Annotated in this window: 22 protein-coding genes, 3 pseudogenes and 1 riboswitch; of the genes and pseudogenes, 12 read left to right on the forward strand and 13 right to left on the reverse strand. The window is 68.7% G+C overall.

All coding sequences use genetic code 11. The features are described from left to right. Nucleotides 1-56 precede the first annotated feature (56 nt). A complete protein-coding gene (locus tag AB5L52_RS04025) occupies nucleotides 57-497 on the forward strand; it encodes a winged helix-turn-helix domain-containing protein (RefSeq protein ID WP_351580127.1) in 441 nt (146 codons plus the stop codon). Nucleotides 498-586: 89 nt separating this feature from the next. Here AB5L52_RS04025 and AB5L52_RS04030 read toward each other — a convergent pair. Then, nucleotides 587-1723: pseudogene (locus AB5L52_RS04030) on the reverse strand (IS110 family transposase); the annotation flags it as partial. Nucleotides 1724-2199: 476 nt separating this feature from the next. Here AB5L52_RS04030 and AB5L52_RS04035 point away from each other — a divergent pair. Genes AB5L52_RS04035 through AB5L52_RS04050 form a run of 4 tightly spaced genes read left to right on the forward strand, consistent with a single transcriptional unit; the run spans nucleotide 2200 to nucleotide 4816 of the window. Further along, a complete protein-coding gene (locus AB5L52_RS04035; protein ID WP_369362643.1) occupies nucleotides 2200-3465 on the forward strand; it encodes an IS110 family transposase in 1266 nt (421 codons plus the stop codon). Between the two features lie 11 nt (nucleotides 3466-3476). Continuing rightward, nucleotides 3477-4127 (forward strand): transposase, encoded by a 651-nt coding sequence (locus AB5L52_RS04040; protein ID WP_369362644.1) that lies wholly within the window; start codon nucleotides 3477-3479, stop codon nucleotides 4125-4127. Between the two features lie 37 nt (nucleotides 4128-4164). Further along, nucleotides 4165-4560, forward strand: coding sequence for a transposase (locus AB5L52_RS04045; RefSeq protein ID WP_351580159.1), 396 nt, complete (start codon nucleotides 4165-4167; stop codon nucleotides 4558-4560). Next, nucleotides 4511-4816 (forward strand): putative quinol monooxygenase, encoded by a 306-nt coding sequence (locus AB5L52_RS04050; RefSeq protein WP_351033525.1) that lies wholly within the window; start codon nucleotides 4511-4513, stop codon nucleotides 4814-4816. The genes AB5L52_RS04045 and AB5L52_RS04050 overlap by 50 nt, the downstream gene beginning before the upstream one ends. 63 nt (nucleotides 4817-4879) lie before the next feature. Here AB5L52_RS04050 and AB5L52_RS04055 read toward each other — a convergent pair whose 3' ends face one another. Then, complete coding sequence (locus AB5L52_RS04055) at nucleotides 4880-5125, reverse strand: hypothetical protein (RefSeq protein WP_351580125.1); 246 nt, start codon at nucleotides 5123-5125, stop codon at nucleotides 4880-4882. Between the two features lie 133 nt (nucleotides 5126-5258). Between AB5L52_RS04055 and AB5L52_RS04060 the strand changes: the two genes are divergently transcribed. Then, entirely contained in the window at nucleotides 5259-5567 is a 309-nt protein-coding gene (locus tag AB5L52_RS04060; RefSeq protein ID WP_369362645.1) for a hypothetical protein, read from the forward strand. A 30-nt stretch (nucleotides 5568-5597) separates the two neighbouring features. On the opposite strand, the gene AB5L52_RS04065 is transcribed toward AB5L52_RS04060, so the two are convergent. Next, nucleotides 5598-5864, reverse strand: coding sequence for a hypothetical protein (locus AB5L52_RS04065; RefSeq protein ID WP_351580119.1), 267 nt, complete (start codon nucleotides 5862-5864; stop codon nucleotides 5598-5600). Nucleotides 5865-6333: 469 nt separating this feature from the next. Between AB5L52_RS04065 and AB5L52_RS04070 the strand changes: the two genes are divergently transcribed. From AB5L52_RS04070 to AB5L52_RS04080, 3 genes are all read left to right on the forward strand, one after another. Continuing rightward, a complete protein-coding gene (locus AB5L52_RS04070) occupies nucleotides 6334-6819 on the forward strand; it encodes a hypothetical protein (RefSeq protein ID WP_351580116.1) in 486 nt (161 codons plus the stop codon). 193 nt (nucleotides 6820-7012) lie between these two features. Further along, entirely contained in the window at nucleotides 7013-7318 is a 306-nt protein-coding gene (locus AB5L52_RS04075) for a putative quinol monooxygenase (RefSeq protein WP_351580113.1), read from the forward strand. A 157-nt stretch (nucleotides 7319-7475) separates the two neighbouring features. Next, nucleotides 7476-8135, forward strand: a complete 660-nt coding sequence (locus AB5L52_RS04080) for a hypothetical protein (RefSeq protein ID WP_351580110.1) — start codon at nucleotides 7476-7478, stop codon at nucleotides 8133-8135. Here AB5L52_RS04080 and AB5L52_RS04085 read toward each other — a convergent pair. From AB5L52_RS04085 to AB5L52_RS04120, 8 genes and pseudogenes are all read right to left on the reverse strand, one after another. After that, nucleotides 8132-8890 carry a DUF5131 family protein gene (locus AB5L52_RS04085; protein ID WP_369362646.1) on the reverse strand — a complete coding sequence of 253 codons (759 nt, stop codon included), beginning with the start codon at nucleotides 8888-8890 and terminating at the stop codon, nucleotides 8132-8134. The two genes, AB5L52_RS04080 and AB5L52_RS04085, sit on opposite strands and share 4 nt — an antisense overlap. A 219-nt stretch (nucleotides 8891-9109) precedes the next feature. After that, complete coding sequence (locus tag AB5L52_RS04090) at nucleotides 9110-9496, reverse strand: hypothetical protein (protein WP_369362647.1); 387 nt, start codon at nucleotides 9494-9496, stop codon at nucleotides 9110-9112. A 373-nt stretch (nucleotides 9497-9869) separates the two neighbouring features. Continuing rightward, nucleotides 9870-10787, reverse strand: coding sequence for an NADP-dependent oxidoreductase (locus AB5L52_RS04095; RefSeq protein ID WP_369368804.1), 918 nt, complete (start codon nucleotides 10785-10787; stop codon nucleotides 9870-9872). Between the two features lie 276 nt (nucleotides 10788-11063). Then, nucleotides 11064-12373: pseudogene (gene dnaB, locus AB5L52_RS04100) on the reverse strand (replicative DNA helicase); the annotation flags it as partial. Nucleotides 12374-12512: 139 nt separating this feature from the next. Beyond that, nucleotides 12513-13079, reverse strand: a complete 567-nt coding sequence (locus AB5L52_RS04105; protein WP_369362648.1) for a DciA family protein — start codon at nucleotides 13077-13079, stop codon at nucleotides 12513-12515. Further along, the gene (locus tag AB5L52_RS04110) at nucleotides 13076-13327 is read right to left on the reverse strand and encodes a hypothetical protein (RefSeq protein WP_369362649.1); all 252 of its coding nucleotides are present in this window, start codon (nucleotides 13325-13327) and stop codon (nucleotides 13076-13078) included. The genes AB5L52_RS04105 and AB5L52_RS04110 overlap by 4 nt, the downstream gene beginning before the upstream one ends. Before the next feature lie 685 nt (nucleotides 13328-14012). Next, nucleotides 14013-14207: pseudogene (locus tag AB5L52_RS04115) on the reverse strand (cold-shock protein); the annotation flags it as partial. Between the two features lie 158 nt (nucleotides 14208-14365). Beyond that, nucleotides 14366-15712 (reverse strand): DUF4157 domain-containing protein, encoded by a 1347-nt coding sequence (locus AB5L52_RS04120; RefSeq protein WP_351031868.1) that lies wholly within the window; start codon nucleotides 15710-15712, stop codon nucleotides 14366-14368. 736 nt (nucleotides 15713-16448) lie between these two features. On the opposite strand from AB5L52_RS04120, the gene AB5L52_RS04125 reads away from it, so the two are divergent. The 3 genes from AB5L52_RS04125 (at nucleotide 16449) to AB5L52_RS04135 (ending at nucleotide 18968) form a co-directional block, all read left to right on the forward strand. Beyond that, nucleotides 16449-16646 carry a hypothetical protein gene (locus AB5L52_RS04125; protein ID WP_369362650.1) on the forward strand — a complete coding sequence of 66 codons (198 nt, stop codon included), beginning with the start codon at nucleotides 16449-16451 and terminating at the stop codon, nucleotides 16644-16646. A 397-nt stretch (nucleotides 16647-17043) separates the two neighbouring features. Continuing rightward, nucleotides 17044-17451 (forward strand): hypothetical protein, encoded by a 408-nt coding sequence (locus tag AB5L52_RS04130; RefSeq protein WP_369362651.1) that lies wholly within the window; start codon nucleotides 17044-17046, stop codon nucleotides 17449-17451. A gap of 170 nt (nucleotides 17452-17621) precedes the next feature. Continuing rightward, a complete protein-coding gene (locus AB5L52_RS04135) occupies nucleotides 17622-18968 on the forward strand; it encodes a hypothetical protein (protein ID WP_369362652.1) in 1347 nt (448 codons plus the stop codon). Nucleotides 18969-19053: 85 nt separating this feature from the next. Here AB5L52_RS04135 and AB5L52_RS04140 read toward each other — a convergent pair whose 3' ends face one another. Both AB5L52_RS04140 and AB5L52_RS04145 read right to left on the reverse strand, forming a co-directional pair. Further along, nucleotides 19054-20373, reverse strand: coding sequence for a hypothetical protein (locus tag AB5L52_RS04140; RefSeq protein ID WP_369362653.1), 1320 nt, complete (start codon nucleotides 20371-20373; stop codon nucleotides 19054-19056). 306 nt (nucleotides 20374-20679) lie between these two features. Continuing rightward, nucleotides 20680-21198: a hypothetical protein gene (locus tag AB5L52_RS04145; RefSeq protein WP_369362654.1), complete on the reverse strand. Its 519-nt coding sequence runs from the start codon at nucleotides 21196-21198 to the stop codon at nucleotides 20680-20682. Nucleotides 21199-21773: 575 nt separating this feature from the next. Further along, a riboswitch (M-box (ykoK) riboswitch) is annotated at nucleotides 21774-21946 on the forward strand. Nucleotides 21947-22168: the final 222 nt, after the last annotated feature.

A 22168-nucleotide genomic window follows, 5' to 3' on the forward strand; every position in this document is an offset into this window, starting at 1 on the left:
AGCGGTTGCTGTATTCGTTTTGGGTGAGATATGCGGATGGGGGCGGACTGACTCCTGTGGGACGCCGACGCCGGGAGACCGTGCGGATGCAGGCGGCCGAGCTGTTCAAGAGGAAGGTCAAGCCATCGGAGGTCGCGCGGCAAGTGCGGGTGAGCCGGAAGTCGGCCTACCAGTGGCACCAGTTGTGGCGGGACGGTGGTGTGCAGGCTCTGGTCTCCCGTGGCCCGAGTGGTTCGCGGTGCCGTCTGTCCCCGCGCTGTCTGGAGAAGCTGGCCGCGTATCTGGAGCAGGGTCCGGCCGCGCACGGCTGGGTGGAGGACCAGGTGTGGACCGCGGCGAGGGTGGCCACGCTGATCGGCAGGAAGTTCCATGTCTCCTACAGCGTCTCGGGTGCGACGTGGCTGATGCACCGGCTCGGCTTCAGCCCGCAAGTCCCTGGGCGGCGGGTCGCCGAGCGCGACGAGCAGGCCGTCACCGCGTGGAAGGAGTCTCAATGACGAAGTCAAGCCGCTTGCGCGACCGGCGGGGCGGAGGTGAAGAGCCGTCCGTCACGCAGGAGCGCCCAGAGCACGCCGGCCCGGCGTCAGGCGAGGGCGAGGGCGAGGGCGAGGGCGATGACAGCCTGCACGTGTTTGCAGCCCTCGCCGCGCTTCTTGAGGTAGAAGTCCCGGTTCGGGCCGTCGCGGATGATGCTGGTCTGCGCCGATAGGTAGAACACCCGGCGCAGGCGACGGCTGTAGCGCTTGGGCCGGTGAAGGTTGCCGGTCCGCCGGCCGGAGTCGCGGGGAACGGGCACGAGCCCGGCTGCCGAGGCCAGGTGCCCGGCGTCCGCGTAGGCGGACGTATCGCCCGCGGCCACGACGAACTCCGCTCCGAGTATTGGCCCCATCCCGGGCAGGGACTCGATGATCTCGGCCTGCGGGTGACTGCGGAAGGTCTCGCGGATCTGCTTGTCGATCCGATTGAGCCGGTCGTCCAGGGCCAGGATCTGCGCCGCCAAGTCGGCGACGATCTGGGCGGCGACGTCCTCGCCGGGCAGCGCGGTCTGCTGGGCCTGAGCGGCTTCCAGAGCGGTGGCGGCGACCGTATCGGCGCCCCGGACGCTGCGGTTGGCCAGCCAAGACGTCAGCCGAGCCCGGCCGCGGCGCCGGACGGCGGCAGGGGTCTGGCAGCCGGTCAGCAGCACCAGCGCACCCTTGTGCGCCGCGTAGTCGAAAGCCCGCTCCAGCGCGGGGAAGACGCCGGTCAGCACGTCACGGAGACGGTTGATCAGCCGTGCCCGATCGGCCACCAGGTCGGAGCGGTGCGCGGTCAGCAAAGCGAGGTCGGCGGCCAGCTGGGCCGGCATGTCGATCGCGGTGAAGTCGTTGCGGTGGCGGGCGGTCTCAGCGATGACATAGGCGTCGCGGGCGTCCGTCTTGGCTTCGCCCCGGTAAGCGCCGGACATCCGGTTGACCGTGCGGCCGGGCACGTAGACGGCCTGCTGGCCGTGAGCTGCAAGCAGCGCCAGCAGCAGCGCGGAGGCCGTGCCGGAGATGTCCACCGCCCAGTGGACCTCGTCGGCCAGGGCCAGGATCTCGCCGAGCGCGGTCAGGATGGCCGACTCGTCGTTGTGGATCTTCTCCGACCACAAGGTGGCTCCGGTCTCGTCGACCACTGCCGCCCAGTGATGGGCCTTGCCCGCGTCGATGCCGACCCAGACCCGGTCCCGTTCCTTGCTCACGCGCCCCTCCTCGCCTCCAACAGCCTGCCGTCGGCCCGAGGAACACCCCGCAAGCCTCTCCGTAATCAGCGACCGCACAAGGCGCGCACATCTCAATCAGCAGCCAGGGCGCCCCGGAGAGCCGAGCGGCCACTCCTTCCGAGCCATTACAGGCAAGGCGACCTGAGCCACACCCGGCCCTAATTCGTTGTTGGGAGGAACAGATGCCCGATCCGGCCCTGGCCCTTGAGGCCCCTCGGGAGACCGGCACTGTCCTCTGCCTTCGCCTGGTGCGGCCCGGCTGCGAGGCGGGCGAACGGGAGGCTGATCATCGTGGGACGAGCCTTCCGCAGGACGACCTCCTCACTGTGCCGCGAGCCGTGAGCTCTTTCGCAGACCGGAGCCCCTGCGGGGCGCTGGTGTCACGAACGGCCAGTGAGATGTCGGACCGATCGAGTCCTGGAATTAGGGCGCCGCGTGGCCCGCACAGGCTCCAGATGGAGACGGACAAGGCAAGGAGGAAGCATTTCGTGAGGGTGTTCTGCGGGATCGACTGGGCCGAAGACCACCATGACGTCGCGGTGGTCGACGAGGGGGGAAAGTTGCTGGCCAAGCGCCGGATTGGCGACGATGCTGAGGGGCATCGCCTCCTGCTGGAGGTTCTGGCCGAGTACGACGACAGCGACGCGGCCCTCGTGCCTGTGGCGATCGAGACCAGTCACGGCCTGCTGGTCGCCGCCCTGCGCTCGGCCGGGCGCCCGATCTATGCGATCAACCCGATGGCCGCCTCCCGCTACCGTGACCGACACGCGGTCTCCCGCAAGAAGTCCGACCACGGCGACGCTGTCGTCCTGGCGAACATCTTGCGGACGGACATGGCCAGCCATCGGCCCCTGCCCGCGCATTCGGAGCTGTCGCAGGCCATAACGGTTCTGGCTCGCGCTCAGCAGGACGCCGTGTGGAACTACCAGCAGCTCTCCAACCAGCTCCGATCGCTGCTGCGTGAGTACTTCCCAGCGGCCTTGACTGCCTTCCAGCATCTGCAAGGCGGCCTGACCAGGGGTGATGCCCGAGCCGTGCTGGCGGTCGCGTCTACACCGGGCAAGGCGGCCCGCCTCAGCCGCACCCAGCTGCGTGCCGCGCTGAAGCGCGGTGGGCGGCAGCGCGGGATCGACGCCGACGCCGAGCGCATCCAAGGCGTCTTCCGCTCCGAGTGCCTCCGGCACACCCCGATGGTCGAGGAAGCCATGGGACTCCAGATGCTCGCGCTGCTACGGCAGCTCGACGCGGCCTGCAAGGCCGCCGATGAACTCGCCGAGTCTCTTCAAGCCCGGTTCCGCGAGCATCCGGACGCGCACATCGTGACCAGCTTCCCCGGCTTGAGCGACTTGGCCGGCGCGCGAGTTCTCGCCGAGATCGGTGACGACCGGAGCTACTTCACCAGCGCACGGGCGCTAAAGGCGTACGCGGGCTCAGCTCCAGTCACCCGCGCCAGCGGCAAGGTCCGCATCGTCACGCACCGAGTCGTCAAGAACCGCCGGCTGGCGTCCTGCGGCTACGTGTGGACCCTCACAGCCCTGCGTGCGTCGCCCGGAGCGCGCACGCACTACAAGCGCCGACGCGAAGTCGGAGACCGACACAGCTCGGCCCAACGCAACTTGTTCAACAAGCTCCTGGGCCAGCTCTATCACTGCTTGCAAACCCGCCAGACCTACAACGAATCCCGGGCCTTCTCACAGCCTGCTCAAGCCCTCGCGGCTTGACTACAAGGCACGTGAGATGTCTCCCGGGCCGCCCAACAACTTACGGAGGCGACCTGGGCCGAGGTAAAAGAGCCCGGGCGACCTGTGGGGGCTACCTCTGCTTCGAGGACGAGGCAGGCTTCACCCGTCGGCCGCCCAGGGGACGCACCTGGGGCCGGCGAGGTCACACCCCGCAGGTGACGGTGAGCGGCCGGCGCTCGGGACGCCTGTCCGTGGCCGGGCTGATCGCCATGCGGCCCGGCTCCCGAACCCGGCTGTGCCACCGCCTGCGCACCCACCGAGCAGGCAAAGGCAAACGTCGCAGCATGGGCGAGCGGGACTTCATCGCGCTGATCGACGGCGTCCATCAACTCGTCAAGGCGCCGGTCGTGCTGGTGTGGGACCGCCTGAACACGCACGTCTCCCGCGCCATGGGCGAGCTGATCGCCGAGCGTGAGTGGCTGACGGTGTTCCTACTGCCCGCCTACTCACCCGACCTCAACCCGGTCGAGTGGGTATGGGCACACATCAAACGCAGCCTGGCCAACCTCGCCGTCGTCGCCCTCGACCGGCTCGAAGTACTCGTACGCAACCGGCTCAAGCGCCTTCAGTACCGATCCGGCACCCTCGACGGATTCATAGCAGGCACCGGCCTGACCCTCGACGAACCGGCATCACCCTGACGAGCCGACGTCAGTAACACCCACTCATAGCCGGGATCTGTCGGACGAAGCCTGGGAGCTGATCCTGCCGGTCATCACCGCGGGGAAGGCCCGGCACCCCTCGGCCAGCGGGCACGACGGTCAGCACGCGATGCGGGAGATCGTCAACCGTCTCCTCCACCGGACCCGCACTGGCTGCCCGCGGCGAGACCTGCCGCACGGCCAGCCGCCGAAGAGCGCGGTGTACTACTGCTTCGCCACGTGGCGCGACGACGGCACTGCCGAGACCATCCTCGTGACGACCAGCGCCCCGTCCTTGTGGCGAGCGCTCGGGACTCTCGTTCGATCGTCGAGGCCGAAGATCGGTAGGGTAGCGGTTCTGCCCCACCTCTGGAGGAAGCTGTATGCCCGTTGTTATTGCGACGATCAAGACCAAGCCCGGCCGACGCGATGAGGTTCTGAACGCGTTCGAGAAGCACACCCCCGCCGTTCATGCCGAGAACGGTTGCCAGCTGTACGCCGTCCACGCCGGAGCAGACCGCGTCACGGTGGTGGAGAAGTGGGCCGACCAAGCCAGCCTGGATGCCCACAGCCGGGGCCAGGCCCTCGGTGCGATTGCCACCGCGATCACCGATGCACTCGCCGAGCCCCTCGACATCGCTGTCATGGAAGCCTTCCCGCTTGGTGACACCGCCAAGGGCATGCTGTAGCTCCGCCCGCACACCACCGCAAGATCTCCGTATCAGAGGGCGTTCGCGAGCCTTGGCTGGATTTCAGCTTGAGTTGGCTTCCGGGGTGCCCGGTGTCGACTTGGTGAGGGTGAACAGACCAGGCTCGGGCTCGGTGAGGATGCCGCGGGTCACCAGGCGTTTCAGCTGGGCACGGGTGCCTTCGATGTGTCGTGGCTCGGTGTCGAGGCCGAGCGCCCGGCAGACGTCCCCGGCGCGGAGTCCTTCCCTGGCGTTCTCGATGGCGGTCAGGATCTCGGGGTATCCGGGTGGCAGCGGCTCCGGTGGCAAGGTGCCGTCCTCGGTGGCCAGTTCCAGGTGGTCTCCCCGGTGATCTCCAGACGTTTCAGGGTGCCTTCGGTGGCGGCGAGTTGCTCGGTGAGCCGGATGATCTGGTCACACAGCCGTTCGACCGTCTCGCGACTTGGAGAAGGCGCTGGCTCTGATGCGGGGCAAGCCATTCGCTGGCCAGTCGTTGCCCTGGGCCGAGCCCTTCCAGCAGGAGATGATCACGCGGATCGTCGACGTCGCGCACACCGTGGCCGCTTACCGCATCCCTGCGGGCCCTCAGCACGACCTCAGCGCCGCGTGCCAGGCCGTCTCGACCGGTCTCGCGATCAGCCGTGTGCAACAGGTCAACCGGGCCTTGCACTGCTCGCTCGAGATGGAGACGACTCAGCTCATCAACGAGGTCCTCAACAGCTCGGGCACGGCGGTACGCAAGGCCCTGTAGACGTTGGTACGCAGGGGCGCACCGTGCGCACTACAGGCTGGGGGCGACGTCCCGGGCCGTGTAGGCGCGCAGCTCGTTCAGGGCCGCATCGTTGGACACAGGCGGCCAGGTGCGCCACTCCCCCAGTGTCTCCCATACGGTCCGCGTGACCGTGTGCGCGTGCTGGGCCAGGCCGTCGTCCAAGCCGGCGACTTGCCCGTCCTCAGTACATCCGGTGACGATGACCGGCCCGTGGATCGGGCACAGGGCCATGCCGCGCCAGGCACTCGCCAGAGCCCATGCGGTGATGTTCTGCACGAGCCCGATCGCACGCCCGTTGCCGTGGGTGTGCAGGAGTGCCCGTCGGTGGTAGACGCCTTGATCAACCGCGTCGGTCGCTCCGATGTGCTCCTGGATCGCGGAGTACGCACCGGTCTCGGGCAGGTCGAGTTCCGTGACGGCGGTGTCGGGGGGCGATACGCAGGGCGCGCATGGGTCCTCCTCGCTCGGTCACGGGCGCGCAGCGATTCTCAGAGCGCTCTGCGCACTGAGCCTTCGCTAACTTGAAATTGCAGGTCAAACGGCTGGTGTGACAGCCTTTCGAGGTGCTCGTGCTGGTCGTGGGCAGCAGTCTGCGGAGTAGCTCGTCCGTCAGTGTGGCTTCGTCCACGAGATCGGGCAGACGTGCCGACCGCCGTCCCGACAGTCACGGCTTTGTGGAGAGCCCCAGCATAATGATCAGTGCGGATGCTGCCGCATAGCAGCAGTGCCAAAACGGGGAGTTGACATGCAGAACACGAACGGCGGGGCCGCTCTCGTCATAGCCGTGGTGGTCGTCGGCCTGGTGGTGCGACAGCAACTGCGCACCCGTCCTGTGCGGCGCAATGGCTCGCTAATCGCTCCTGCGGTCCTCGGTGTCCTTGGTACCGCCGGGATCGCCTTCGGTATCGCCTCGGTCGTCAAGTATCACCCGCTGACCACGTTGCCCGTCGTCCTCCTGGTGGCAAGCCTGGCCGTCGCGGCGTCATTCGGCGTGGCCAGGGCCCGGACCGTACAGATCTGGCGTGGGCCCCAGAGCGAGGTAATGCGCAAGGGGACGGCGGCGACGACCGGACTGTGGCTCGCCTCGATTGGTGTACACATCGGGCTGGCGCTGTGGATTGACCACGCGGCCGGGGCTGGATTGCTGGGAACCGCGTCGCTCTATGCGTACCTGGCGATTGGCCTGGGGACGCAGAACCTCCTGGTGCGTAGGCGCGCCGCCGCTCTGTGACCCCGCAGCCGGAGCTCACTCCGGAGTTCCGCAGCGGTATGTTGATGAGAATTCCTGAATTCGGCCAGAGATGCTCTTCCTCTTCAGTTGTTCCGGCTCTGGACCATGTGGGGAGGTTGAGGAGCAAGAGCATGAGCTAAGCCTGGGCTTGGGCTCGGTCCGCGCTGTCAGTGCCCGGTCATACTGTTCCGGCATGACATACGGACTCGTCACCAAGTTCCTCGCCCATCCGGGCAAGCGTGATGCCCTCGCTGACAGCCTGCTGCAGGCGGCGAAGTTGCTGGACCGCGACCCGGGTTGCGTCCATTACGTCGTCAGCACGTCGGCTGAGCCGGAGGCGGTCTGGGTTTCGGAGGTCTGGACAGACCAAGCCGCGCATGATGCGTCCCTGGAGCCGGAGGACGTCAGGGCTCTTGTTCTCCAGGCCCGGCCGCTGATCGCGGGGCTTTCCGAGCAGACGCCGCTGACGGTTCTTGGCGGTGTGGGCCTTCCGTCCTGAGACTGTTCGCTGTCTTAGGGGGCGCCGACCGTCAGGTCGGCGCCCCCTGGGGATCGGTGACGGTCAGCTGTTCGCCGAGCAGCAACCCCGGCTGTCCGCGCTGGCCCACCGCGGCCGCGCCGAGACCCCCGACCTGTGGGTAGTCGACCCGTTCGACTTGAAGAGCGCACCGTTCTCGCTGATCAGGCAGCGCCTCGCCGGAGCGCGGGATGAGGTGCTGTTCACCCTGTTCACGAACGAGCTGCACCGCTTCTGCCAGCGCGAGGGCTACGACAAGACGATGACACCGTACTTCGGCGGCACCCACTGGCAGGCCGCCATACCCGAGAAGCGCGGCCGCCGGGAGGCCTTCGCCGCCGCCTACCAGCAAGGCCTCTCCGAACATGGCCTGTTCACCGGCGGCTTCGGCATCCGCGTCAGCAGCCAGAGCGCCCGCTACCACCTGATCCTGGCCACCCACAGCGAGGCTGGCTTGAAGTGCTGGGCGCCGGTGACCTGGAAACCGGACCGCTACAGCGGACAGGGCGCCTCGGCCGAAACGGCAGGCGCCCCGTCACTGTTCGATGAGCACTCGGTCGTCGACCGGCTCGACATCGCGCTGCGGGCCTACGCCGGCACCGCCCAGCGGTGGGAGACACTCTCCAGCCAGGCGGCACGGCTGAACCACATGGACAAGCACCTGCGCCAGTGCCTGGACAACCTGGCCGCCCAGGGACTGGCGTTCCGAATCGACCCGGTCCGTGCGCGCACCGCCTGGCCGGAGGGCTGCACGGTGCGCTTCTACCCCCCCGAGGACGTCGTCGACGACACCGTCTAACCCGCCCCGAGTACCAGTTGGCGCTCCGGCATGTCATCCCACGTCCGGCCGTCCAGCTCGCGGCCGCCGGCCTTCGGGGTGCGGCCGCCCCACTGCTTGAAGAAGAACGCGGTGCCGGCGTCGCGACAGGTGTCGCGGATCTGCGTCACCCACTCTTCCTCCAACGGCCGATGCCCCGGCCCGGACTCACCGCCGGCGATGACCCAGTCGATCCCGTCCAGCGTCAGCCCGCCCAGCGGCCCCAGTAGCGGCTCGCACGACAGGAACTTCACCGCCGCGGGCACCTGCCGCAAGTCGTCGACGCGCGGCAGCTCGTTTGCGCTCTCCACGGACACGCCCATCCACAGATTCGCCGGCCACTCAAGCCGGTCGGCGACCTGCCGCAGACGCCGCGCCCGTTTGGTGAGCACTTGATAGGTGTGCTGCGGGGTCTCCGCGATTACGTCAAAGACGCGGCGCACGTAATTGAGCGGCACCCGGGCGTGGAACAAGTCGCTCATGGAATTCACAAAGACGGTGCGAGGACTCTTCCACCCGTACGGCACACGCAGGGCGTCCGGATGCACCGTCAGCCCGAACCCGGGCCCGGAAGTACGCGGGTCACCGCCGGTCTGGTACTTCGGCGACCCCATGGCCTTCAACCGCTTTGCCAGCGCCAGCGCGTAGCAGTTGTCGCACCCCTCGGAGACGCGGTCGCATCCCGTGGTGGGGTTCCACGTCGCCTCGGTCCACTCGATCGCACTGCGGTCACTCACCGGTCGGCCCTCCATCCCCTCGAACCGAGCCTCATCCCGACGGAGCAGCCGCGGCCCGCTGTAAGCCCAACGAGCCGCTGCACCATCGGATACCGGCATCCAACCATCCGACAGCCGCACCGTACTCACTACCCCCAAAATGAAACATGCGTTCCCTTCTGCGCGAGAGCCTCCGTGCTGAAATCCGGCCATACCTCGGGTCTGGGCTCGCCGAGCCGTTCACGCTGTGGACCGCAGCGCCGTCGACTCCTTCACCGCGGCCGCCGTCGCGGGCTGCCGTTCTGCTCGTTCCGCACGGGCCCGGCGCAGGGCCGCCGCGTGCGAGGAGTCGGCTTCAGGACGCCGCCAGACGCGCGCCGTGTCGATCGAGGCTGGCTCGTCGGCTGGGAGTTCCTCCGAGTGAGGGAACGCCCGGAGGCTGAGCGCACGCATCGCCTTCGTCTGCCGCGCCGCCGCTTCCGCGATGGCCGGGTCCACCCGGCGCGGCGGCGCCGCCTCCTGGTGCGCGGCGAGCGCGCGGCGGTAACCGTCAGACGGGGCGGAGCGCAGTGCAGGGACGGCGGGCGCGGTCGGCTGCGGGCCGATGTCGGCGGCCGCCGTGCTCACGGGCGATGATGGCCACAGCAAGCGAGCGTGCGAGGTGTGTCCACCTCGAGGACCAGGCCGACCACTTCCAACAGTTCAGCCTCGGTGGAGCATCGCTCGGCTGAGTCTGAGAGAGCGGCGCAGAACTTCTGGGCGAGTTCGGCCAGCGGCGATCGGTATACGGGAGCGTCGGATATCGGGTTCCAATCGGGCAGCGGAGGTCATGTAGGAACTCGCCGCGTCCGACATGTCGATCTTTTGCGACCTGGGCTTTCTTGGTTGTCTCACGGCCGTGTCACCATGATCAGTCTCAAGTCCGTGGCATTTCCTCGTCCGACACCGGGCAGGTCAGCGGTCGTCCAGCCCACCACCGCTGTTGGCCCATTCCAGGCGCTCAGGGGCGCACCCGAATGACGGTCTTGCCCTTGCGCCGCTCGGTCGGGTTGAGCGCAGGGACGGCGTCGTCGAGGGTCGCGACGGTTCCGATGTGCGTGCGAAGGCGCCCGTCCCGCACCCGGTCGACGATCTCCACCAGCTGACTCGGAACGGACTCGACGACGAAGTCGACCGCCAAGCCGTCGACAGGGCGAGCCTCAACAGGCCCGACCACCGACACCAGCGTCCCGCCAGGCCGGATGATTCTCGCCGAGCGCCTTTGGATGTCAGCGCCGATGACATCGAAGACCACGTCGACCCCGCCGATGTCGTCGAGATCCTCGGTGGCGAGGTCGAGGAACTCGTTCGCGCCGAAGTCGAGCGCCGCCTGGCGGTCCGCCGCCCGCCCGGTACCGATGACGTAGGCGCCGAACTCCCGGGCGAGCTGCGTAACCACAGACCCGACCGCGCCGGCGGCGCCGTGTGCGAGGACGCTCTGCCCCGCCTGAAGACGACCGTGCTGGAACAGACCTTGCCACGCGGTCAGGCCGGAGATCGGCAGGCTCGCACCCACCGTGAAGTCGACGTTCCCCGGCAGCGGCGCCAGGTTGCGTGCCTCCACGGCCGCGTACTCGGCCAGGGTTCCATCGCGGTGCCAGTCCGTGATCCCGAACACCCGCTGTCCCAGCGAGAGCCCCGTCGTGCCGTAGCCGAGGGAGGTGACCACTCCGGCGAACTCGTGGCCGATGATCGCCTGGGCTCGATCGCGACCGGCGCGATCGACCCACGTCGAGGGCCACTCCCACTCCGCGGGGACGAAGCCCGACGCATGGACTTCAACGACGACGTCGTTGATCGCCGGCGCCGGCTCAGGCCGCTCCGCGAGTGTGATCCCGGCTGCTTCCGCGGCCGGATCCGTCGCGACGATTGCCTTCACTGGTACCTCCGTATATCTCGTGCTCGCCGGCTCTGTGCGCCGCCCAAGCCATGGAGTGGGCTGATAGCCCACAGAGGAACGGCAACAAGATCCGTCACCACAGACGGATGGACCACTGAAACGCGTCGAGTCCAACCGGAGCTCGACGAGCACCACACACCCAGGGCAGCAACACCCACCCACGCGCTAGTTTCACGGCGATGTCGTATACGACATCGGTACGACACGGCTCGTGCGATTACGACATCAGCCGTAAGACCCAACAGGAGGTCAGGGCTAGGTCTGGGCCATGTCGACGAAGCGGGAGTAGTGGCCCTGGAAGGCGACCGTGATGGTCGCGGTGGGCCCGTGGCGATGCTTGGCGACGATGAAGTCGGCCTCGCCGGCCCGGGGCGAGTCCTTCTCGTAGGCGTCCTCGCGGTGCAGGAGGATCACAACGTCGGCGTTGTCCTCGAGGGCGCCGGAGTCCCGGAGGTCCTTGATCATCGGCTTCTTGTCGGTGCGCTGCTCGGGACTGCGGTTGAGGGTGGAGATCGCGACGATCGGCAGACGGAGTTCCTTGGCCAGGAGTTTCAGGCAGCGGGCGATCTCGGAGATCTCCTCGTAGCGGGAGCCGAGCGGCCTGGTGCCGTAGGTGAGCAGGTGAACGGCGTCGACGACGATGAGCTGTACCCCTGCACGGGCCTGCAGGTAGCGGCAGTGGGCGCGCAGGTCATGGACGTTGGAGTAGGCGCCGTCCTGGATGTAGATCGGAGCAGCGCTGACCTCGGGCATCCGCCGGGCGAGGCGGGTCCAGTCCTCGTCGGTCATGGTGCCGGAGCGCATGTGGTGCAGTGCGACGCGGGCTTCGGCGGACAGCAGGCGCATGCCGATCTCGTTGCGGTCGGCTTCGAGGGAGAACACGGCGCTGGGCAGGGCGTGTTTGATGCCGGCGCAGCGGACGAAGTCGAGGGCGAGGGTGGACTTGCCCATGGCGGGGCGGGCGGCGATGACGATGAGCCGGCCAGGGTGGAGTCCGCCGGTGAGGGAGTCCAGGCCGGTGAATCCGGTGGGCACGCCGGGCAGGGTTGCGTTGCGGCCGCCGGTCGCCTCGATCCAGTCGAGGGTGTCCTCCATGACGTCGCCGAGCGGGCTGGCGGGCGGGAGCAGGGGGCGCCGGGTGGTGGCGGCGAAGATCTCCGCCTGCGCCTGGTCGGCGATGCGGTCGACGGCGTCCGGTCAGCGTCGGAGGCCAGGTTCTCGATGTGGATCGCGGCGATCTTGGTGCGGCGCAGCATGGCCGCGTTCTGTACGCGGTCGGCGTTGATCTGCCAGCTCCGGACAGAGGAAGGCCCATTGACGAGGGCGGTGATGTAGGCGAAGCCGCCGGCCTTGTCGAGGTTGCCCTGCTGGGTGAGCCGGGCGGCCACGGCGAGCGGGTCGGTGGTCTCGCCCCGCCCGTACAGGTCGAGGATCGTCGAATAGATCAGATCGTGGGCGGGCCGGTAGAAGTCGTGCCCGTGGAGGGTGTCGACGATGTCGGCGATCGCGTCCTTGGACAGCAGCATTGCCCTCAGCACCCCCTTCTCCGCTTCAAGATCGTGCGGATGGTGTAGTGCGGCGTCGTTGTCGTCGCTGGTCACCCCGGTTCCCCCTCCCCCCATGTCCTTGTCCCGCTGGCCGCATGGCGCGGCATCCGGTCAGCGTAGCTGCGGCTCGGCCCGCATGATCACGGTTTCGGTCTGCTCACCACGGGAGGGTGAACTGATCTGTTTCGCGGGGGAGTTGACGCGCCTGCCGGTTCAAGGCCGCCTCAATGGCGGGGTCGGACGGCACAGTTGTCGGCTCCGGCTGTGCGCGTGGGCTGTCCGGCACCGGGAGCTGCGGAAGCACCGCGGACGAGTCCCTCTTCACCAGACGGATATGGCGCACCGTGCCCGAACCGAGCACGTCATTGAGCCCCTGTATCAGACGGTCCGCCAGGAGCCGGGTGTTGGTCAGCCAGGCCGCCGCAGCCCCCGCCAGGGTGAGCGTCCCGGTCTCGGAGTCGAAGGCGGTGGGGACCACGCGCTTGGCCAGGGGGCCGGCTACCGAATGCCAGGCCGGCAGTGGCGAGGCCTCGGACACGGCGAACAGGTCAAGCAGGGCTCGCGCGAGGAGGACCGGCGGGGTGCGTCCTCGTACGCGCTGGCGGCGGGCGGCGGGGGCGCGCTCGGTGAAGCGGCCCCTCCGGGCGTCCTCGCGAGCCCGGCGCAGGGCCAGTAGCGCCAGATCGACGCGTGCCTCAGTGCCCGGGCGCGGCTGGTCGTTCAAAGTTCGACCTGGCGAAGCGCCGGGGTACTCCAGACCCGGACGACGTCGTGGTCGGCGAAGGCGTACACCAGCCGGTAGGCCGACGCGGCCTCCGGGCCCTGGTACTTCTGGCTCACGTACTGCTCGGCCTCCTGCTCACTGTGGCGGGGAGTGCCGCACATCTGCCAGGACTGCCCGTTCCACATCTCGGGGATCCAGCGCTTCCTCGGCTGTGGCTGGTCCTCGCGGATCCTGTAGCTTGAAGGCACCCGCGCCGACGACTCATCGTCCTCCGCGTCAGCGGAGCGCGGATTCGGTGCGCGTGTACCCGATCGTCGGCGGGTTTCGCACAGCAGACACAGGTCGGCGGCGTCCGGGTCGACGGGGCCGCCTGATGGTCTGCGCAATACTGACCCGGGCTTTCGTCGCTGGTGACACGCATCGTCAGCAGAGAGCGTCAGCCCCCTACCTGCTCACCCCGGTCTTTCCACTGACACCACGATGACGATCAGTCACTGACAGCCACATGCAGACCATCAACAGGACGGGGTGGGTGGGGTTCCCTGAAGCCGAACAGAGCGAGCGGCTGGGGTGTCGACGATCAGCAATACGTGAACGTCCACATGGGGCTACTGGCCGGTGCTGAGGTGTGTTGCCGGACGCGAGCGCCCGTGCACGCTGCACGCCCTCTGCGCCGCGGCCGCCCTGCCGCGGCGCCCAGCCCGACGCCGGCCACGTCATTTGGCTGGAGCCGATGCGGGCCAGCCGGGCGCTCCCCGCCCCTGGCGGATGCCGACCTGGCCGCCGAGCCCACCGCAGCCCGTCCCGGCAGCCAGGGGGAACTGACGAAACGGCTCGCGGGGTGACGCAATGCGTGGAGCGGGTCAGCGAGCCGCGGCCGGCTGGGGTACGTCGACACCCGCGCCGTGGCGGGTCCCTCCAGTCCCTGCGGACCGTGACGTTCTCGGCATGGGGATCCTTGGGCCCCCGGCCGAGGTCGTACTCGACACGGTCGTTCTCGTGCAGCTCCTTGAAGCCGGGCGTCCGGATGGCGGAGAAATGGACGTACAGGTCCGGCCCGCCATCGTCCTGCGTGATGAAACCGAAGCCCTTATCCACGTTGAACCACTTCACCGTGCCAGTGGCCATACTGCTCTCCTCCTACCCCGGGGCACCGCACCGCAAGGGACGGGACCGTTCACCCCGATCCCTCCATCAACATCGCGGGCGGCTCGGGACCGGTGACCCGGTTGCCGGGGCTGATGAGGCGGACTGGGTGACCGGCAGGGTCCGGCTCGCAGGACCCGTCAGGTTCCGGAGGAGGACTCCGTCGGCTTGCGCCGGGTGCGTCGGCCCCTGGCCATGATGCCGTTGATGATCTCGGAGTGGCGGCCCTTGAGCGCAGCGACCGGCACCTCGATGGTCTGGTAGGTCGCGTGGCCTTCCTGCCGTTCTGCCACGCTGTTCTCGTCGTGCCAGCGCAGATCGGTGCCGCCTGCCTCGATGTACGGGATGTCCGGGACGGTCTGGAGAAGCACCCGTCCGCCCCTCGGGACGGGCAATTCGATCCAGAAGTGCTCGGGGACGCCGAAAGCGCCGTCCATCCGGTAGTGGCACATGATCCAGCCCGCCGGGTTCGCGGCGTCGATCCGCAGGCCGTGGGACTGCACGAAGGTCCGGACCGCCCGTTCCATGAGGGGGCGGATCGCGGCCTCGTCGTGCTGGGCGTCGAAGGTCTCGGGGTCGAAGCGCATGCCCGCGGCCGTGATGTCGTCCCGCAACCGGTCCAGATCGCTTCTGACCACGGGCTCCACCTGGTCCAGCTCCCGTACGTCGTCCTCCTCGCTCAGGCCGATGAGGTAGTTCCAGTACTCACCCCGGTCGAGGCCGCCGGAGTCCGCGGCGGCCCGCACGGCCCACTCCCAGCAGGCGGCCTCCTCGGGCGTCTTGGGGAGCTTGCGCCCCTGCCCGCCCGCGTAGGTGTCCTCCCGCCCGGCGGAGGCGGCGATCAGGTTGACCGCGTCCTCGGAGATCTCCCCTTCCGTGCTCTCCTCGCGGGTGCGCTTCATCCGCTGGACGGCGCTGCCGTCGCCCCCGCGCGCGGAGCGGTCGGCGTCGACGGTCCGCGCGACGGGAGAACCGTTCATCGCGCGCCGGGCGTTGGCCTCGGCCTCCCGTTCGAAGCGGTCGCCGGGGTCGGAGACGGACAGCCCGTCGCCGTTGTCGGTGCCCGCGACGGGGCCCTGGCGCTGCTGGATGACGTGGGTCAGCTCATGGGCGAGGGTGTGCCGGTCGCCACCGCCGTCGCCGATGACGACATGGTTGCCGGAGGTGTAGGCACGCGCACCGATCTCGGCGGCGGAACGGCGGGCCTCGGCGCCGGTGTGCAGCCGTACGTCGGAGAAGTCGGCGCCGAGACGGCTCTCCATGTCGGTACGGGTGGTCGTGTCCAGGGCCCGTCCGCTGCCGCGCAGCACGCCGAGCACCGTCGAACGCTGCACCGCCGACTGCGCCGACTGCGGAGACGGCTCCGATTGCCTCGGCTCCTCGGTGTGCCCGCATCCGGGTCCGTGCCGGTGCCGGTCCAGCGCCCCGGGGCGCCCGGCTCGCCGCAGCAACTGCACCACCGCGGCGTTGCCGATCATCGGCTGCATACCGAGCGGCCCGGCCGCACCCGCCACCGGCCGCTTCGCGCCTGCTGTCGGCAAGGCCAGGGGTTCCCGCTCGCTGTCCCGACTTCTCCGTGCCCGCACGGCTGCTCCTCTTCCTCGGGGATCGACCTTCCTGTCTACCAGCACACACGCGCGCGGCACGAGGGACGAACGGGCAGTCACGCCTACCTGTAAGGGCAGGGAGAACCGGCGGGCGGGGGTCAGGAGTTGGAAACAAGTGTCCGAAAGGCTTCGGCGAGACCGCCGGCAGGCTGATGAGGCCGGGGGCCGAATCCGAAGACAGCCGCTGCCCCACCCCCGCCCGCCCCTTCCCGAGGCGGGCCCACGGACCACCACACCGCGCCACGGAGGAGCCCCGCCAGTGGCTCTCCCTGGCGCGGTGTGCAAGGCCGTGAAGGAACACGGCCCTCGATGTGGGCCTGGAAGCGCCCAGCCGCATGAACAATCCGTGAGACTGCAGACGGGATGGTGGTCGTCGATCTCACCGGGCCGGCGTGGAAGGCCGTCCGCAGCCGCCGCGACGTCGGCCGATAGCGGCAGGGGCGCAGTCCTGCCACGTGGAGGTGCCAGGCCCTATCGGGAGCCCCGGAGGGGGCTTGGTGGCCGCCGACACCCGTTCGGCGCACAGCGGTCGCTGTCGCACGTGGGTTCGGCTTCGATGAGGCGAGCCCGGCATGGGACCGGGACTCGCCCCCCATCGAACGAAGGAGACACGGCCATGCCCAGAGGCAAGATTCAAGAGTGGGATCGGGCTGAGGGGAAAATCCGGGACGATGAAGGTGGTCCCGTGCTGGACTTCACCATCGGCGACCTCCTGAATCCCACCGATGGCCCGCGTTTGCGGCAGGGGGACCGCGTCGAGTTCCACTTCGACGACCAACACGAAGGACACGCGGTTGCGGTCGAAAAGGCCTGAGTCTCGAAAGCACCGCGCGGCAGGCACCGCCCGGAGGTGAGCGGGTGGTGCCTGCGTGGGCTTCTGGACCACGCGGATCGGCCGCGGCCTGGTCGTGAAAGAGCCGGGCGGGGCTCTTGCCCCACAGTTGCGACCGAGCGCGCCTCAGTCGCAAGGGGGCACGCGACCGGCGTGACCCCTTGGGGCAGCACGGGTGATGTCCCGTCTCGGCGAGTGCGCAGACTCGGCGAGAACCACCAGAAATGACGAATCGCGGGGCAACGGCGCTCCCGCCTTCTCCCTCTGACAGGTTGCGATCGGTGACCTGATAGGGCGGCTGCGGGCCGAGGAAGAGGTTCGCGTTCTCCGTCATCTCACGGTTGCCGAGCACAACACCATCCGCAGGGGGAGACAGACCATGGGCCTTCTCAATCGGCGCGCCGCGCGTGCGGCCGTCGTTACGGCAGTCGGCATAACGGCACTCGGGCTGAGTGCGGTGACGGCTTCCGCGAAGATCAGTTACGACTTCAAGGTGAGCCCGCACACCGTGAGGGTCGGCGCGCGCGTCCACGTGAAGGGGTACGCCGCGAACGACAGCGATGTCCTTCAGAAGTTCTGCGTACAACAGCGGCAGGGCAAAGGGTCCTGGCACACGGTCAAGTGCGCTCACGGAGGCATCGGCCTTGGCGGCGCAGTCGATACCTGGGTACAGGCGAAGCACCGAGGCACACTGCAGTTCCGCGGCGCGCTCTACGAGGCCGACTTCGGCTCGAACAAGCTCCGCCTGCAAATGGTCGGGCCGACCGAGACCGTCAGGGTGCGCTGACCGCGAAGTAGCCCAGCGGATGTGCGGGGCGCGGTCAGCGCACGCGTCCGGTCGGTGCTGTCGAAGGCGCCGTCGGGGCGGGGGTTGACCGCGCAGGAAACGCCTCAGAGCGCTACGCAAGGCTCGGGGCGCAGAGGGGCGTTGTCAGTGGGGCCGATGAGAATGGGCTGATGACTCACGCCATACCCGTGCTACTGCCGTCCGCGCTCGTCAATCACCATGCGATCGACCTGGAACGCAGGTACACCGACGGCTGGGGCCTGAAGGTCAACGATGTCGCCACCACCCCCTCCGGCGAGATCTACGCCCTCTCCCACGTCCACCGCCACACTTACGGAGTGGCGGACGAGGAAGCCGCCGCGGCGAAGGCACATTTCGGCTACTCACTGGTGACCCGGTATGCCCCCGACGGCACCCTGCTCGCCACCGCGGTCTCCGGGCAGGACGAGTACCTGCGCCAGGACACGACGTTCGGCGGCCCCACGACCGGGCTGGGCACGGACCTGTGGTGGGCCAGGGGACTGTGCGTCCTGCCCGACGGAACACTCGCCGCGACCGGGCCCGGAGACCACACTCATCTGATCACCGCGGACCTCACGGCGGTGACTGCGCACCACGGCATGCCCCGCAGCCGGCACGACGACGGCACGCGCGACCCGTTCGCCGCCTGGATCAGCACGACTCCGGCAGGCCGCCTGCTGTGCACGACCGGCGAGTACGGGCTCTACAACTACGGCAACCTACTCGACAACATCGTGTCGATCAGCGACCGGCCCCTCACCTCCACCTCGAAGCCGAAACTGCGGGCCCTGGCCTCGATGGAGGCAGAACCGGTCAAGCACACCGAAGCCGATCTGAGGCCGGACATACTGTTCGACGGCAAACCGGTCGGCATGGATCACCGGCCGCGGCCCTCGCTGACCGAGCACCTCACCGGGCTCGAGCAGACCGCGCGGCGGTGGGACTGGGACGACGCGCGGCTGGGCCGGCCCGCGGTGGTCCGTGAGGATCTGTTCGTCGTTCCCGTCTACGGACACATCTACCGAGGTGGCAGCCGCGGCCAGCGCTTCGCCTTCGTCCTGGTCAGCGACAAGGGCGAGATCGTCGGACAGCTCGGCGGCATGGACCTGCACCGCGACAGCCCCTTCACCGGCTTCTGCTTCGAGATCGCCGCCGACCCCGTACGCGAGCGGATCTACCACCTCAACCGCTACGGACTGTTCGCCTGGTCGACCACGGGAGTCCGAGCCCAGCGACTGGACCTGGAAGAGGCGCGGTACAAGCTGCTCAAGCACTTCACGCTCGTGGACTGCACCCCCGCGGGCGAGCTGATCCTCGTGCACCGCACGCAGCACCTGCTGCTCCGCATCCCGTGCCCCGCCTCCCTCGGCGGCCTCGGCCAGGCGGTGGAAGACGCACTGCGCTCCTACGCCAAGGAACGCAGTGCCCTCAAGAAACAGTGGCAGCCGGCGAATTGGCACTGGGTCGACAGCACGGCTCCCCTGCACCGCCTGTGATCGCGTGGCGCGGCCGGGCTCGCGGCGTGAGGCGGCGTCCTTGCTTCGATGGCGTCTATGCCGCCCCGGCCACGTCGCGGAGGTGTTACGGCCAGGTGCAGGTGCCTGTGTCGGTTTGGCCGTCTTTGCCTGCGGTGGTTGCGGAGGCCGCCAAGTCGTCGCTCTTGGCGGGGAGTTGGCTCTTGGGGACCCGCAGGACGTTGCCGTGCGCGGTCCAGTGGTCGCCGGTGGCCGGGTCGACGAGGCGAGTGGTCCCGGCGGTAGCCGGGCCGACGACGACGATGCCGGTGGCGCTCTTGAGGCAGCCGACACTGACCGCGGTCTCGGGTGCGGTGCTGTTCTCGTAGTTCGAGACGAGCGTGTTGAACACGGATGCCTTGTGGACGCCGACCTCGATCATGCCGTCACGGTCGTGGTTCAGATAGCCCTGTCCTTGGGGGTATGACACCTCCTGGTCAAGCACGGCCACCTCGTCCCCGCCCCCATCGGGGGTGCCGCGCCACAGCGGACGCCAGATGACCTCCGAGGCGGGCCTGAACCTGTCGATGCCCGGCCCGTCGCACAGCAACGCCCCGGCCATCCGGCGGATGTACTCCTGCTCCAGGGGCGCGGCGCCGCGGTACTGGTTGCGGTCGGCCAGGTAGGTCAGGCGCACGGCGTAGGGCCAGCCCGGGCGGTAGGCGAACGTCTCCGTCTTGCCGCTGCCCTCCTCGCGGGTGTTGTCGGCACGGATCAGCGCCCCGTAGCCGCAGTCGCCCTTCGCGTCCACCATGTCCGAGCTGCCAACTGCCGCGTTGAACTGCGGTATCGGTGCGCTGAGTCCGTCGGTTACCTTCAGTGGCCGCCAGGTGGCGTCCTTGCCGCTGATGCCCTCCACTTGCAGGTGGGTCAGCCACGGCGGCACCGCCAGGGGGAAGGGCTCACCGGAGTCGGTGTTCCAGTTCAGCGCCAGCGGAGGAGTCTCCATGGCGACGCCATCCGCCCGGGGGTCGGGCGCGGTATAGACAGTCTTGTCCGGCATGTTCCCCGTGGCGTAGCGCAGCAGCTGGCCCCCGCTGTCGACAAGGGTGACGCGTGGCATGCCCGGAACCGTGCCGGAGAACAGGACCTGACCCGAGGGGTCGTACGCGCCATAGAACGGCGCGCTGCGGCTGTCCTGGCCGGTCGCGATGAGCCTGGAGTGTGGGCCGTAGCCGCCGGAAAGCCATATCTCCATCGCCTCATGGCCCGGTCCGCGGTCACCGGCCCGGTTGCCCAGCGTCGGCCAGACGTCGCTGTTCTTCCAGTCCCGGGCATGCGTCCCGGTGACCACGACCGGCTGCGAGGCCGGCACAGCCGGCGTGTACGTGAGGTCGGGCGGCGCGGCGAACCAACCCCCGGCGAACGCCCCCGCCACCGCGGTCATCGCGACAGCGACACTCCACCGCGGATGTCGCCGCCACCACGAACCCACCACAGACAACCCGCCACCCCCAGAGCCAGCATCCCCGGAGCCGGAAACACCGGAGTCGGCTACGTCGCCCACCCGCTCAGGCTCAGCCCCCTCCCTCGACACCGACGGCTCACCGATCCCGTCCGACGAGTCACCCATCCGCTTGCCTCTCCCCGCTACCACACACCGCTGAAACGATGGAAGATCGTACTCGCGGCCCTATGGCCCTCATTTCAGGAGCCCGGTCCGGCCCGTCCTGAGGGGCCGGACGCGTAGCGGTTACCTGAGTTCGACGGAGTACGAGGTGCCGGGAAACTCCCATCCGTCGGTGCCTTCGCCGATGTCCGCCACGATGACGTCGTCGATGAAGTGGTCCTCGAACTGGTCGTCGGTGAGTTCGCCGGCCAGCCAGAGTTCCTCGATCTCGTTCCAGGTGCCCCTGCTGCCGTCGATACGCAGGGGTGCGGCCCGTCGTGTGCCGCGCTCGCGCTCGTCATTGCCGGTCTTGACTTTGCCGCTGATCTCGAACTGACCGTTCTTGACGTGGTCGGGGATCGGCTCCGCGGGGACGATGGCGGTGTTCTCGTAGGCGGTGTGGATGATGTCGCGGTAGCTGCGGCGGACGTTGTACTCGGAGTCGGACAGCCAGTTGATGAGGGTCTCGGTGGTCACGTGGAGGCCGGCGTCTTCCAGGGCCCGCTGCCCGCGGTGGGTTGCGGTGAGCTGGCTGAGCTGTGCGTGCCAGTGCTTGGCGGTGTACGACGACAGCCGGTGTCGGGGGGGGTGACCTGGGAGCACAGGAGATCGTTGAGGGCGGCGCCCAGGCAGTCGCCGCGGCCTGTGGGGCCGGCCATCAGTCGTCGCCTTCGGGGATGATCTCGCCGGACTGGACGAACTTGCGCTTCCGTTCGTGAGAGTGTTTCGATGTGGAGTGACGGCTCTGCTGGTGACTTCCCGGTCACAGCGAGCAGCCGAGAGTAGAGCCAAGGCCGGGGCCTCCGCTCCCGCGCCGCCCCGGTCTTCCTCCACTTCGTCCACGAGGCGATGGCGCCCCGCCACATGCAAGGTCAGCTCTGCGCTGTCGGCTCCTGCTTCTTCTGCTCTTCAGGCACGTGCTTCCGGAACTTCTGGTGTGCGGACTGTTTGCTCGTCATGAGCGCCTGCTCGATTTCGCCCCAGGAGTAGTCCGCCGCCCCGGCGGCACGCACAGCTTCCTTCTGCCACTCCTCGGCGTCCGCCCCAACCGCGCGCTCGCGGCGGGGGCCGGGGAGCCGAAGAGAGCCGAGACCTTCGCGGCCTGGTGCCGTAGGTCAAGGACCGGTCATGGATTAGGGACACGGTGCCGCGCGGGCGTAGTCTTTGGACGGTTTGAACAGACACCTCGTTCGGTGAGGCGTCTTCACGGACACAGGCCACTGATCCCACCCGTCGAGAGACGCTCCGGATCAGGACAGGTCTCCCCGGCCCAAGGGGTGACCCCAAGTGGCTTCCTCTGCAAGGGGATTACGCCGTGGAGTGCCAAAGCTCAGACGAGTTGGGGTGTGCCGGAAGCAAACGTGCCCGGCTGCCCCTTGCCGCACGACCGCGACGCCCAGTGCGCGGCCGGAACCGGGAGGAGGCGACATGGACAGTAGTCCGGGCCATAGTCGGCCCCTCTTCGTGTTGTCCGCGCCGTCCTTTCGCGGCCCGAGGCAGCCCGCTCTCCCTTGAACCGCTCGGCTCCCAAGTCGGGGGTTCGCCCAGCTCACCGGCCTCGGCGGGCCGCGCA

Source organism: Streptomyces sp. CG4 (genome assembly GCF_041080655.1).
Taxonomy (GTDB): domain Bacteria; phylum Actinomycetota; class Actinomycetes; order Streptomycetales; family Streptomycetaceae; genus Streptomyces.

Excerpts from the sequence above, each read along its gene's own strand:
- AB5L52_RS04035 (WP_369362643.1), top strand. The coding sequence starts at position 2,200 with ATGGAGACGGACAAGGCAAGGAGGAAGCATTTCGTGAGGGTGTTCTGC.
- AB5L52_RS04050 (WP_351033525.1), top strand. The coding sequence starts at position 4,511 with ATGCCCGTTGTTATTGCGACGATCAAGACCAAGCCCGGCCGACGCGAT.
- AB5L52_RS04070 (WP_351580116.1), top strand. The coding sequence starts at position 6,334 with ATGCAGAACACGAACGGCGGGGCCGCTCTCGTCATAGCCGTGGTGGTC.
- AB5L52_RS04075 (WP_351580113.1), top strand. The coding sequence starts at position 7,013 with ATGACATACGGACTCGTCACCAAGTTCCTCGCCCATCCGGGCAAGCGT.
- AB5L52_RS04120 (WP_351031868.1), bottom strand. The coding sequence starts at position 15,712 with ATGCAGCCGATGATCGGCAACGCCGCGGTGGTGCAGTTGCTGCGGCGA.
- AB5L52_RS04125 (WP_369362650.1), top strand. The coding sequence starts at position 16,449 with ATGCCCAGAGGCAAGATTCAAGAGTGGGATCGGGCTGAGGGGAAAATC.
- AB5L52_RS04130 (WP_369362651.1), top strand. The coding sequence starts at position 17,044 with ATGGGCCTTCTCAATCGGCGCGCCGCGCGTGCGGCCGTCGTTACGGCA.
- AB5L52_RS04135 (WP_369362652.1), top strand. The coding sequence starts at position 17,622 with ATGACTCACGCCATACCCGTGCTACTGCCGTCCGCGCTCGTCAATCAC.
- AB5L52_RS04140 (WP_369362653.1), bottom strand. The coding sequence starts at position 20,373 with ATGACCGCGGTGGCGGGGGCGTTCGCCGGGGGTTGGTTCGCCGCGCCG.